A 13,023-nucleotide genomic window follows, 5' to 3' on the forward strand; every position below is an offset into this window, starting at 1 on the left:
GCCCCTGCCTCTTCAGTCACAAATGACTAATTTGGGATTATTTCTCCTGCTTTCACAAAAAGAATTTGGGAGGACTTTAACCACTGAGAATCAAAAGAACCCAAGTGAGTAGTAGTAATTAGGGTCTGAAAGCGGTCTTGAATGGCATCGAGCAATTGATTTTGGCGAGATAAATCTAGTTCGGCAAGAACATCATCAAGCAATAGCAATGGTGGCTCTTTAACGACTTCTTCAATTAATTGTAATTCTGCTAATTTTAAAGCTAGAACCAGTGTTCGTTGTTGACCTTGAGAACCGTATTGACGAGCGGGTGTCTGGTTAATAGTTAATTCTATTTCGTCTCGATGGGGGCCGACAAGAGTAGTGCCTTGGTGCATTTCGGCGATCGCTCGTTGCTGAATTTTTGCTAAAAAAGCTTGCTGCACTTCTTCTGGATGGTTATCCTCTAAAGGAATATTCGGCACGTACTTGATTTGTAGAGCTTCTGTACTGCCGCTAATACTGGCGTGCCAAGCGGTAGCAATGGGAGCTAATCGTTGTATGGCGCGATCGCGTCGTCTAATTACCCTGGTTCCTGTGGTAGCTAACTGTGCATCCCACAACACCAGTTCTGATTGTAGAGACGTTGCATCCAACGTCTCCAGATGGCGTTTTAAAAAGGCATTGCGCTGGCGTAACACATGGTTATACTGCTGCAAAATGTGAGCATAAACTGGTTCAAGTTGAATTAAGAGTGTATCTAACCAGTTGCGGCGGCCTTCCGGCCCGCCGCGTACTAGTTCTAAATCAAGGCTGGAAAATTGGACTGCATTGAGAACGCCAAGAAAATCCATTTGACGGCGGATAGATTCACCGTTGAGGGCAACGCTACGGCGACCATTGCGGCGGAGGGTTAAAGTAAGGTCACTGATGCCTGTTTGTCGCTCAAGGGTGGCATTAATTTGGGCTATGGCTTCTCCTTCTTGAACCAAATCGCGATCGCGGGTGATTCGGTGCGATCGCAATGTCGCCAGCAACTCCACCGCCTCCAACAAATTCGACTTTCCCTGAGCGTTATTACCTACCAAAATTGTTTTGGCAGCATTAAACTCAACGTTCTGGTCTTGATAATTGCGAAATTGTCGTAGATTTAGAGTTTTCAGATACATAGGGAAAAGTTAGGGGCGAGGAGTTAGGAGTTAGGAGTTAGGAGTTAGGAATTGAAAACTCATATCTTACAACTCATAACTGCTGTAAAGACGCGATTAATCGCGTCTCTACTCATAACTCCTCACTTTTTCAAACGGCCTTCTTGCCCATAATCCGCAAGAATATCTTCTCCGCTTCAATCCAGACAAACATTAAGGCACTGAAGCCAATACAAACCCCCAACTCTTGCATATTCAGGTAGTGAGTACCAAAGAAATCTCGCAGGGGTGGGACGTAAACTAGCATCAACTGCAAAATCGTGGTGACAACAACAGCCGCTAGTACAAATATATTAGAGAAGGGATTCATTTCGATGGTCAGTCGGTTGTTGGAGCGAATGGCGATCGCATGACCCATTTGGGCAATACACAAGGTAGTGAATACCATTGTCTTCCAAGCATCGCGATTTCCCTGATAACCAGGGGCATGGGTATGTTGATAAGCCCACCACATTAACGCGATGGTGATGATTGCAAAAATGATCCCAATGCGAATCATGTAAGAACCTAATCCCCTAGCGAAAATACTTTCGCGGGGACTAAAAGGCGGACGTTGCATCACATCCGGTTCTGGAGGTTCCACAGCTAATGCCAAAGCTGGTAAACCGTCTGTTACCAAGTTCATCCACAAAATTTGTAAGGGAGTAAGGGGAACGCCTCCCAAACCAATTAAAGGTGCAGCTGCAATTGTCAGAACTTCGCCAATGTTACTGCCCAGAATGTATTTAATAAAGCGGCGAATATTGGTGTAAACAACTCTACCTTCCTTGGTGGCGCTGACAATGGTGGCAAAGTTGTCATCAAGTAACACCATGTCACTAGCTTCTTTACTTACATCAGTGCCAGTAATGCCCATCGCAATACCGATGTCAGCTTGTTTGAGGGCTGGGGCATCGTTAACACCATCGCCTGTCATCGCCACAAATCGACCCCGGCGTTGCAATGCTTGGACAATTCGCAGTTTGTGTTCTGGGGAAACCCTAGCATAAATGCTTACCAAGTCAACATTTTGCTCTAGTTCCTCGTCACTCATCCGTTGTAATTCTTGACCAGTGAGGAGGCGTACACCGGAGGGGTTGCCGGAGGCATCGCCTTCTTGGGCAATTCCCAAATCGGTAGCGATCGCTCGTGCTGTTAATTGGTGGTCACCAGTAATCATCACTGGGCGAATGCCTGCATCTCGACACTCTTGCACAGCTGCCCTTACCTCTGGGCGTGGCGCATCTAACATTCCCACCAATCCCAACCATACCAAGCCTTGCTCGGATATTTCGTCTGAACCTTCCGGTGGAATTTCTGCGAGGGGTTTGTAGGCAAAACCTAGCACCCGCAAACCTTTACTCGCCATTTGGTCATTTTCTGCCAAAATTTTCTGGCGTTGTTCTTCAGTTAAGGGGGCTGAGTGATTGCCCAAATGAATCTGAGTGGAACGTGCCAAGATTAACTCTGGAGAACCTTTGGTAAACATTAAGTAAGGTTCAGATTGTACAAAACTAGCGATCGCAGGGTCAACGCCTCTCGAAGATGCGTCACCTGTGGCAACTCCCTCCACCTGAGAAATTACGCTCATCCGCTTCCGTTCTGAGGAGAAGGGGAACTCCGCAACGCGAGGTAATTTACTGTTCCACTGGTCTTTTTCGATTCCAGCTTTTCCCGCCAGTGTTAACAATGCCCCCTCTGTGGGATCTCCCAAAATTGCCCATTCACCTTTTTCTTTTTGCAACACCGAATCATTACAAACAGCACAGGCGACTGATAACGCTGAGATTTCTGGAGACGCCTCTAGGGAAATTTTTTGACCATCTAACTGAAAGTCCCCTGTGGGAGCGTAACCTTCGCCGATGACGCGAAAAGTTTTGTTATTGGTGGAAACCGATTGCACCACCATTTTATTTTGCGTCAGCGTACCGGTTTTATCAGAACAGATGGTAGTTACAGAACCCAATGTTTCCACTGCTGGGAGTTTGCGAATTAAGGCATTCTGGCGCACCATTCGCTGGGTTCCCAGCGCCAAGGTTACGGTAATTACAGCAGGTAAACCTTCTGGCACCACAGCAACCGCCATACTCAAGGAAACTTCTAAGAGTTCTTGGATGTTGCTAAAACCTCTGTCTTTGATGACACCACCGATAACGACGATCGCCACAAGAATCAAGGAACCCGTAACCAGGACGTTGCCTAGTTGAGTCATCCGTTGCTGTAACGGCGTTGGTTCACTTTCCACCGACTGCAACATGGTAGCAATTTTGCCGAGTTCTGTAGTCATTCCGGTGTTAGTCACCAGAACCTTAGCTCGTCCTTGAACTACTTCAGTTCCTTGAAATACGACATTTAGGCGATCGCCTAATGATGTTTCCTCCGGCAATTTTAATGATGCCTGTTTATTCACGGCTTCGGCTTCACCAGTCAATGCCGACTCACGCACTTGTAAATTCGACTGTTCTATCAAGCGTCCATCTGCGGCTATCTGCATCCCAGCTTCTAGCAGCATTACATCCCCTGGGACTAGTTCCTTGGCTGCTATCTCTACCAGTTTAGCGTCGCGGATGACCCGTACTAAGGGAGAGGTCATTTTTTTCAGGGCTGCCAAGGCTTTTTCGGCACGGCTTTCTTGGACGTAGCCGAGTATGCCATTGAGGATGACAATTGCTAAGATAGCGATCGTATCTTTAAATGGCACTTCACCAGGCTTCAAGCGACCCTCCCGCAAAGCCATCAGGTCTAAAAAGCCAGAAATCAGAGCTACGCCAATCAGCATCAACAACATAATGTTCTTGAACTGATCCAGCAGGATTTCCCAAGTACTACGGCCAGCAGTTTCTTCAAGTTCGTTAGGCCCGTACTTTTCCAATCTCTGTTGAATTTCTTGGGGTGTTAAGCCACTGTCTGCATTACTATCGAGCAGGTCTAGCGCTTTATCAACTTCTAAACTATGCCAAACGGCGGCACCTTCAGGCAGAGAATTAGCAGACATCGTGTAGGTCACAGCAAATGGTTACAAAATTTGATCATAATTTAGTGATGGCAGGAATTCCATCTTCTAAAGTTACATTAAGGCGATCGCCCAGTTGCATGAGTCTATCTGTAATTCTTAACATTTGTAAATTTATTTTTTTTAAGATAGTGTTATCTCTCACGAAAGAGTTTTTCGGAACACATTGTACCGATAATTATAAGTAATAGAGCTTTGAAAAAGAGGCAAGGTAGCAGGGAGCAGGGAGCAAGGGGGATGGAAAATAATGGGGATTCGACACTTCGGCTACGCTCAGTGACCACCCTACCAGAAAGAGAACCATACCCACTTTTGTGGAGGACTCAGACCCATGTTCCACTCTGCTCTACAGCAGTTCTTGATAGGGTCATTTCCCCCTGCCCCCAGTAAGAACTGCCTCTTCTTTGAAGCTTAGTTACAGAGCATCTGCGACAATGAATTTTAGACTGTATTGCTTTAATTTATATTTGGTCAATAGCCAGGATGCTTGCTACAAGTGCATTTATTCATTGTTAATTTTGAGAGAAGTTGCCAGTAAGGTTTCCCTACCTAGTAAATTTTTCAAGAATAATTTTGAATCGCTTAAATAGTCATGTTTCCTCCCCTACCTAAAGGTGAGGGTTTTTTATACTTTCGACAAGGTTTTATGAGTTTTGCACTCCCCACTTTGACCGTTAGCCAGATGTTTGGGCAAAAGACAATTCGACCGCTTACTGCTGCTACCCTATGTGGCATTACTTTCATAAAAGACAGACTGATTGCCATTGACAGTATTAAAGGGCATCTACTAGAAATTGATCCCACCTCTGACAACAGCAAAATTCTCAATCCCCATCAAGTTAAAGAATTTACCGATGTCACTGGTCTAGCTGCGTGGGAAGATACCCTGTGGGTGAGCCGAGAAAATAGTGTTTACTTGTGCAAGCTCAATGCTTTCGGTCTGGAACATTTTGTGACATTGCCTTATCCTGCTGACGGCGTTGCTGTTTGGGAAACAACAGTTTATGTCAGCTGCCAAAGGCTAGGCTACATTCTGATTTATGACCGTGAAACGCGAAAAGAGATTACTAGGTTTTATGCCCCAGGCGTTGGGATAGAGAATTTAGCAGTTACCCAGGAAATGCTGTGGATTTGCGATCGCACCGAACAATCAGTTTACGCAATGGATAGGGCCACAGGAGAACTTCAATTCAGTGTCCTGACACCCTTTGAATGTCCCACAGGCATAGCGATACATAAAAATGCCGAAACAGGCAAAGAAAGTATTTACGTCGCCTACGCTTCAGAGGAGCCTTATATCCGGGACAATCCAAATGCTGATCCTAGTCATGAGCTAACGTTCCGCGATCGCACATTTATTCACCCTCTGTATTATCATTACCAGCCAGATAAGCGTTACGCCCTCTCTAATGGCTATCTGATTGAAATGTCTTATGCTGAGGAAATTGCACCCTTAGACGAGGTTTATTTACCTGAGGTAGAATGGCGCATCGCCTTACCATCGGAAACTGAGCGTCAAAAGGTGAAACACATTGAAGCCATTGGTATACCTTTTACTGAAGAAGTGGTACAGGGGCAACGTGTAGCAGTCTTTAAATTTGATTCTCTTGCCCCAGGTGAACGGCATATATTTGGCTGGAAAGCCCTTTTGGAAGTTCGTGGGATTAAGTATCGCATCACACCCAGAGATGTAGAAGATATACCTAAACTGTCTTCAGAATTAGAAACACGTTACCTAGTGGATGACGACGATTTGGCAATGGATACTACCATTGTTCGCCGTGCCGCCAGAGAAGCGATCGGTTCTGAAACCAATGTATTGCGGAAAATGCACAGCATCCGTAATTACGTCTATGATGAGTTATCTTATGGTATTAAACCTTACATTGACACGCCAGATACAGTTTTAGAACGGGGCGTTGGTTCCTGTGGCGAATATGTCGGCGTTTTACTTGCCCTATCCCGTTTAAATGGCATCCCTTGCCGCACCGTAGGTAGGTACAAATGCCCTGCTCATAGTGACTTACAAGGTGTGCCTCTGCAACCCGACTTTAATCATGTTTGGTTGGAGTTCTACGTCCCGAATTTTGGCTGGTTGCCAATGGAATCAAATCCTGATGATGTGGGTGAAGGTGGCCCTTATCCGACGCGCTTTTTTATGGGCTTGTGCTGGTATCACATTGAAATTGGTAAAGGTATCACCTTTGAAACCGTGACAAGTCAAGGTGAACGGCTAACCAAAGAAGATATCCCCATTGGCGATTTGGCGATTAATCATATTCGGTTCACAATTCTTAAAGAATTACCGCCTTTTTAAATTAGAGCATTGAAGAAAGGCGCTAAGAAAGCGAGTAAGGTGTGTTATGCCGTAGGCTAACGCACCTTAATACTCTCTGCTTATTACCAATTTTTTTGAAGAACAAAACTGCCGTAAATTATAGATAGTTCAAAGATGTCTGTGGTAATTACAGTAGCTTTCTTATGGGATTCTGCACCGATAGAAAAGCCGATGAGATCAGCTTCTGATTCATGTACTTCCTCTGAGTCATGCACACTCCACCTTATGTCATGACAGTCCTAAAAAACTAGGACATAAGGCAAGCGATCCTCAGTAGGATCGTACACACATTCAAGTAATACTTCGTTTCCCCATAGAGACACATTTACACTTGTAATTAGCGACGTCAAGCCACCAAGTTTAAGTAAATGATAATCGTCCGGCATATTAATTACCCACCATTTCTCCAATACTGTGTTCCAGGTAAGGGAACATTAATAATTTCCTTCTGATAAGCAAAAGGACAATTAGGATAAGCTAATCGTCATTTAAATTGCACCATTTTCATGGTAATAAAAGCTGCAAACCCTCTCCCTTGCTCCCTGCCCCCTGCCCCCCTGCGATCTCAATGTGCAAATTAAATGCTTAACAGCTTAATTAGGGGCCATGTAATCTTAAACTGGGCATGGGATACGATTGATGCTGCTTAAAATTGGCAAACTCACAGATTGAGTTAAATGGACAAAAGCGGCAGTGAGAGCCAGGATTGGGAGGGAAAATTTTACTGAAATTAGTAGTTTCTTCCTGATATTTTTGCAAATCGTGCTGGTGCTTGTGGGCAATATTAGCTAACTCAAATTTTAAGTATTCTAATTCACTATTATTGATGCTAATTAACTCAGACTTTTTACATATTTCTAAATTATAAAATGATGCAACAGCTTCCCGTCCAGGGTAAAGATAACGAGCAGCTACCAAATAAACTAATGCCTGTCGTCGGTCAAAAGCCGACTTACCAGTTTTGAAATCTAAAATATGTAAAGTACTATCAGATTCAATGAAAACGCAATCCATAGCCGCATATAAGCGAAAGCAATAATCTTCTTGTTCCACTACTATCGGTTTAGGAAAGCCTTCATCACCCGGAGTTAATTGGATAATATCTTTATCCAAAAGCAACGGCGCATCGTGATATTTTTTCAGAATTTGCAGCACGCGTTGCTGGACTTGATCGCTTGAGTTGCCTAATTTAAGTAGCTGTGCAACTCTTTCTACACCATCGGCTTGCTTCAACAGATGCTTGTGATGATGAAACTCATAAATGCCTTTTTGGGCAAGTATGCCAATTCGCTGGGGCGCGGTGGCTTGTCTTAAAAGCGCTTTGACTTGTGGTTCGTGTTGCCGTGCTTTGATAAACCCCCGTCTCATCTGGCAATGCCAGCGTTCTTGCCCAGTCGCTGGGGCAACTAGAGACCAAAGGTGATAACTGGCAAAAGGTCGATCGGGGGTTGACATTGCTCAGAAACAGTGAGAGAAAATACGGTGGGGAGAAGTTTAAACTAAGGCTTGCTTAGTAAAGAACTTCGGAGGATAGTTGCTGCTACACGCGGTTTGCGGGAAGCTTTTATAGTACTGATAATGTACGGGAGCAAGTAGCAAAAATGTCCAGCAAGATAAAATTTGGTACTGATGGATGGCGAGGGATTATTGCTGATGACTTTACTTTCCCCAATGTGCGGAAAGTAACAAGAGCAATCGCCACTTACCTGGATACAGCCTACACAAAAGATAGACCAGTACTTATTGCCTACGATACTCGCTTTTTAGCTGACCAGTTTGCCCAAACATCGGCCCAAGTTTTGGCAGACTTAGGTTGGACTGTGAAAATTACTGATCGGGATTGTCCCACACCAGTAATTGCCTACAACGCCCGTCATCTAAATTCTGCTGGGGCATTAATGTTTACTGCTAGTCATAATCCAGCACCCTACTGTGGAATTAAATATATACCCGATTATGCTGGGCCTGCCACTCCAGAGATTACTGATACTATTGTGGCAAATATAGAAAGTGCATCGGATGAGTTGCCTGGGAGTAACCCATCAGGTTCAATTTCAATTTTCGATCCGAAACCAGATTACCTACAATTTATCTACACTCTACTTGATGTAAAAAAGATTAAAAGCGCAAATTTAAAAGTAAAGTACGATGCTCTGTATTCTACCTCTCGCGGCTATTTAGATGAAGTTTTGCAACATAGTGGCGTTCAGTTAGAAAGTTTCCACGATTGGAGGGATGTGTTATTTGGGGGTGGGATGCCAGAACCCAAAGGAGAACAATTAGTTGAGTTAGTAGAAGCAGTAGTTCGCGATCGCGCTGATTTGGGTTTGGCGACAGATGGAGATAGCGATCGCTTTGGTATCGTCGATGAACAAGGAACCGTCCTGACTCCTAATACTGTGCTGTTGGTTCTAGCACGTCATTTAATCAGAAATAAAGGTAAAACAGGTGCGATAGTCCGCACTGTGGCGACAACCCACCTGTTGGATAATTTCGCTGCTAAAAATGGGCTGCAAATTTACGAAACAGCAGTTGGGTTTAAATACATCGGCGAAAAAATGCGCGAAACTGCCGTGTTAATTGGTGGAGAGGAATCAGGTGGTTTGAGTATTATTGGGCATATTCCCGAAAAAGACGGGGTATTAGCCGATATGCTGGTGGCAGAAGCGATCGCTTATGAAGGTAAACCTCTGAGTCAACTTGTCAAAGAAGCGATCGCCCAAGCCGATGGCCCACTTTACAACAACCGCTTAGACTTGCACCTCACAGAGACGCACAAAATCGCCGTCATCGACTCCTTTACTAGAAATCCACCTACAGAGGTGGCAGGAATTAAAGTCAAGGAAGTGGGGCGTAAAGATGGTATTAAGCTCTATTTAGAAGAAGGTAGCTGGGTTTTATTGCGTCCTTCCGGTACAGAACCACTGGTGCGCGTCTATCTAGAAACTAATACTCCTGAAAAACTCACCCAAATCGCCCAAGAGTTAGAAAGTGTCATTGCTAAACTAGAGGCAGTAGCAGTTTAATCAGTCAGAATTAGGAGTTAGGAGTTATAAGTTAAGAATTATTAACTCCTAATTTTTAACTTTTATCAAACTATGAAAATCGCTCCTTTTTTGACATCTCTAGTTTTAACGGTTTGGGTAATAGCGATCGCAATTATTTCAGTCCAAAATGCCACACCCGTATCGTTAAAATTCTTAACATTCCAATCGATTCAGATACCAATGGGTTTAGTGCTGGCTTTTAGTGCTGGTGTAGGATTAATTGGCATGGCACTGCTGCAACCTCTCTGGGGACTTGCTGGTATTGGACAGGGTAATTCTCGATTGGAAGACGATGCGGAGTTTTTTGTCGATGATGAAGATTTTTGAGGTTTGATAGCTGTGCAGTACCAAAACATTATTACAATCAAACCAGGAAAACGAGGTGATAAGCCTTGTATTCGAGGAATGCGAATTACTGTATACGATGTTTTATCTTATCTGGCCTTTGGCATGACCTACGAGGAAGTGTTTGATGACTTTCCTTATTTGACACAAGAAGATATTTTAGCTTGCCTAAGCTATGGGGCTGATCGAGAACCGCTATGAGCGCAACTTATAAAGCAGATTTTAATTTGTGGATTGAACAGACAGCCCAACTATTGCGATCGCATCGCTGGCATGAAATTGATGTAGAACATCTGATTGAAGAGGTTGAAGGCTTGGGCAAAAGTGAACGGCGGGGTATTGCCAGTCAACTAACTCGCTTACTCTTGCATTTGCTCAAGTGGCAATATCAACCTCAGCGTCGCTCAGATAGTTGGCTCGATTCCATCACCGATTCTCGCACCCAAATTGAGTTAGCCATAGAAGATAGTCCTAGTCTTAAAAGCTATCCTACAGAGCAACTTGAGGAAAGTTATCAAAGGGCACGTCGGCAAGCAGCCAAGCAAACGGGGATACTTGTATCCGTGTTTCTAGAAGAGTGCCCATATTCTGTAGAGTTAGTGTTAGATGAAGATTGGCTACCAGAAGCAAGCAATATTTGATAACCTTATTTATTTGTGACTGCATGGAATGAAGCGCACTGCATAGCCACTTAATATACATTGGTAAGTCTTGCAAAAGTCGCTTTTACTTCTTCATGACTGGCCAAGTCTCCAGCATCCGCTTCAGCAATTCCCTTTTGAATCTCCTCGATTTGCCACTGATACATTTCTAGATAAGCGGCTACCGCCTCATTAAGGATGTAGCTGCGATCGCACTCGGCTTGACGCTAGAATATTAGTCGCAATCTTGTGGAGATGATTGGTAATGAAAATTAAAGCAGTTATCTGGCAAGAAGACGGTGTGTGGTGTGTTTCTGTACCTGCCCTACCAGGATGCCACACTTGGGGAGACAGCTATGAACATTTGTTAGAGATGCTGCAAGATGCAATTCAAGGTTGGTTGGAAGTTGCTAGCGAACGAGAAGAACTTGACCCGGAGAAACAGTTGGTTGAAATATCGCTATAAAAGCGGTTTCAGGTAAAGCACTTTGTAAAATTTTGAAACGGCAGGGTTAGGAATTGAAACGGATTACTCGCAGTCATCATATTTACGTAAAAGAAGGTGTTGATGTAATCCTCTCCGCTCCGGTTTATAGTAATCGAGATTTACCGATTGGAACTTTGAAAAGCATTATGAAAGATGCTGGATTTACCGAACAAGATTTGGACTAAAAGCGATCGCAATTATCCAAAGTTCACATAACAGCACCTAAGTTTAGCAACTTTGGGTTAGTTGTAGCTTAAGATAATCAATAAAGTCCAGAATTACTGTATCAGTGAGTTGTAGACGCGTAGGCGTAGCCCGTCGTAGACATCGCTTGCTATTACAAAATCTGCTGAATCTATAACAAACTTTCTGGATCGACACCAAGCGCATTCAACCTTTCCGCTAACATTTTCACCTGTTGTTCTGCTTCCACCCGTCGCTGTTCTTCAAAAGCTGTGCGTTCTTCCGCTTCCCTGATGCGTTCTTCTGGTGTCAGCAATTTTTGCCCTTCTTCGTCATACCAGTACAGCCACTCCCGCACTATACCTTGATAAATTCCCCGTTCTCGCCCAATTCCTAAACCAATCTCTGGCAGCCAAACGGGATTTCCTGACATTAAGATATATTCCCCATCAACTAGGTGATACACCTCCAAAGGTGTCTTTCTACGCCGAAGCGGACTATATACAACGTAATACAAAATTCCTAATTCTTTGCCATAGAATTCTTTCTTAGTGCTATATTCTTCCCGATATATTTGAGAAACAACTTCTAGTGCTAAAATTGGCTGCTTCTTTTCTTCCCACAGCACATAACTTAGGCGTAAATCCTCATCAATGAAGCGTTTAACTTCTAAGCTGAGAAACCCATCAGGGACAATCGCTGCTTTGTCTGGGTGATAATAAATACCCATGTCAACACCAAAGAACCAATCCCAGCGATCGCACCAAACCAAAGCCAGTGTCGTTTTCAGCAAGCCGGGAATTAAATTTTGAAGTTCATTATCCACAGCAGTATCATCTGAGTCGGGTAGTTCTTCGGAAGATGGCAAACAATGCAGTGGATTGTAGTTTAACATGAGCGGTTTTGCCAAATCTGATTTTAGATAGATTGTACGTAATCTATTGATGTGCGATCGCAGAGCAAGAATAAAGAACCATTTTTAGTGTAAACGTAGCCCGTCCTAAACATCGCCTGTGGATCTTTCTCAGTATTCACAGACTTATGATTGCAAAATTTTACATTAAATTCATGGTTTTTCGATACTGATTACCAGAGTCTCTAACTGACAATAGCAAAAAAGCGCGGAATATTTTTCGTTTGGTATGTCTGCTGCAAAAGCGTACCAAAAAGGACCGGTACAAACACGCCCTCAAAGCAATAAATATTTCAACTAAAATAGCGATCGCTATCTAATTAGCAATTTGGGGTGCATTCAAAAAAAACTTTGGCGCTTCTTTTTTGTTTTGCTAATGTCGGCACAATTTTTAACGCATGATTTATGAATGCTATAGTTGAGCAAAGCGAAACTCAATGTTAATAATTTTCCAAAACTATCATCTGCAATCAATTCATGACTAATGTTAGCGATGTCTACGACGGGCTACGCCTACGCGCTGATTTTGATAGCCCTTGGAAAGAAATTATAAAAGCTTATTTTCTCCAAGCAATGCATTTCTTTTTTACAGAAACTTCTGCATTAATTGGGAACGTCCATACGAATTTCTAGATAAAGAATTTCAACAAATAGCTCGTAAAGCTGAACAGGGTATAGATTTTACTGCTACGGAAGATTTACTTAACTGGTTGCAAATAAATCAGCTTAAAATCTATTTTTATGATAGTTGTAAAAAATACATCTCATTATTTACCAGTACAAAGTTTTTTTTAACTCAGTTCGATGGGTTATTTTTTACTTCACCGAATAGAAAATTTCGAGTGAATAACAAAAAGGGCAGGTACAAAACCCGCCCTCAAAGTAATCAA

12 protein-coding genes and 1 pseudogene are annotated in these 13,023 nt (G+C 43.3%); 8 read left to right on the forward strand and 5 right to left on the reverse strand.

Annotation, left to right across the window (positions count from 1 at the left end; genetic code table 11):
* Nucleotides 1-26 precede the first annotated feature (26 nt).
* Together recF and ACFE90_RS05355 are read right to left on the reverse strand one after the other, a co-directional pair.
* A complete protein-coding gene (gene recF, locus ACFE90_RS05350) occupies nt 27-1,148 on the reverse strand; it encodes a DNA replication/repair protein RecF (protein ID WP_375498433.1) in 1,122 nt (373 codons plus the stop codon).
* Between the two features lie 130 nt (nt 1,149-1,278).
* Complete coding sequence (locus ACFE90_RS05355; RefSeq protein WP_375498435.1) at nt 1,279-4,161, reverse strand: cation-translocating P-type ATPase; 2,883 nt, start codon at nt 4,159-4,161, stop codon at nt 1,279-1,281.
* 664 nt (nt 4,162-4,825) lie between these two features.
* On the opposite strand from ACFE90_RS05355, the gene ACFE90_RS05360 reads away from it, so the two are divergent.
* Entirely contained in the window at nt 4,826-6,496 is a 1,671-nt protein-coding gene (locus ACFE90_RS05360) for a transglutaminase domain-containing protein (protein ID WP_375498437.1), read from the forward strand.
* A gap of 83 nt (nt 6,497-6,579) precedes the next feature.
* On the opposite strand, the gene ACFE90_RS05365 is transcribed toward ACFE90_RS05360, so the two are convergent.
* Nucleotides 6,580-6,732 (reverse strand): hypothetical protein, encoded by a 153-nt coding sequence (locus ACFE90_RS05365; RefSeq protein WP_375498439.1) that lies wholly within the window; start codon nt 6,730-6,732, stop codon nt 6,580-6,582.
* A 382-nt stretch (nt 6,733-7,114) separates the two neighbouring features.
* Nucleotides 7,115-7,972: a PD-(D/E)XK nuclease family protein gene (locus ACFE90_RS05370; RefSeq protein ID WP_375498441.1), complete on the reverse strand. Its 858-nt coding sequence runs from the start codon at nt 7,970-7,972 to the stop codon at nt 7,115-7,117.
* Between the two features lie 146 nt (nt 7,973-8,118).
* Between ACFE90_RS05370 and ACFE90_RS05375 the strand changes: the two genes are divergently transcribed.
* The 6 genes from ACFE90_RS05375 (at nt 8,119) to ACFE90_RS05400 (ending at nt 11,222) form a co-directional block, all read left to right on the forward strand.
* Complete coding sequence (locus ACFE90_RS05375; protein ID WP_375498443.1) at nt 8,119-9,543, forward strand: phosphoglucomutase/phosphomannomutase family protein; 1,425 nt, start codon at nt 8,119-8,121, stop codon at nt 9,541-9,543.
* A gap of 72 nt (nt 9,544-9,615) precedes the next feature.
* Complete coding sequence (locus tag ACFE90_RS05380) at nt 9,616-9,891, forward strand: LapA family protein (protein WP_375498445.1); 276 nt, start codon at nt 9,616-9,618, stop codon at nt 9,889-9,891.
* 12 nt (nt 9,892-9,903) lie between these two features.
* Nucleotides 9,904-10,110: a DUF433 domain-containing protein gene (locus tag ACFE90_RS05385; RefSeq protein ID WP_375498447.1), complete on the forward strand. Its 207-nt coding sequence runs from the start codon at nt 9,904-9,906 to the stop codon at nt 10,108-10,110.
* Complete coding sequence (locus ACFE90_RS05390; protein WP_375498449.1) at nt 10,107-10,550, forward strand: DUF29 domain-containing protein; 444 nt, start codon at nt 10,107-10,109, stop codon at nt 10,548-10,550. The genes ACFE90_RS05385 and ACFE90_RS05390 overlap by 4 nt, the downstream gene beginning before the upstream one ends.
* Nucleotides 10,551-10,815: 265 nt before the next feature.
* Nucleotides 10,816-11,016 (forward strand): type II toxin-antitoxin system HicB family antitoxin, encoded by a 201-nt coding sequence (locus ACFE90_RS05395; protein ID WP_375498451.1) that lies wholly within the window; start codon nt 10,816-10,818, stop codon nt 11,014-11,016.
* A gap of 53 nt (nt 11,017-11,069) precedes the next feature.
* Nucleotides 11,070-11,222, forward strand: a complete 153-nt coding sequence (locus ACFE90_RS05400) for a type II toxin-antitoxin system HicA family toxin (protein ID WP_375498453.1) — start codon at nt 11,070-11,072, stop codon at nt 11,220-11,222.
* 170 nt (nt 11,223-11,392) lie between these two features.
* On the opposite strand, the gene ACFE90_RS05405 is transcribed toward ACFE90_RS05400, so the two are convergent.
* On the reverse strand, nt 11,393-12,115 hold the full coding sequence (locus ACFE90_RS05405; protein WP_375498455.1) for a Uma2 family endonuclease: 723 nt from the start codon (nt 12,113-12,115) through the stop codon (nt 11,393-11,395).
* 495 nt (nt 12,116-12,610) lie between these two features.
* Here ACFE90_RS05405 and ACFE90_RS05410 point away from each other — a divergent pair.
* Nucleotides 12,611-12,807, forward strand: a pseudogene (locus ACFE90_RS05410) (hypothetical protein); the annotation flags it as partial.
* Between the last annotated feature and the right edge of the window lie 216 nt (nt 12,808-13,023).

Source organism: uncultured Nostoc sp. (genome assembly GCF_964245445.1).
Taxonomy (GTDB): Bacteria; Cyanobacteriota; Cyanobacteriia; order Cyanobacteriales; family Nostocaceae; genus Nostoc.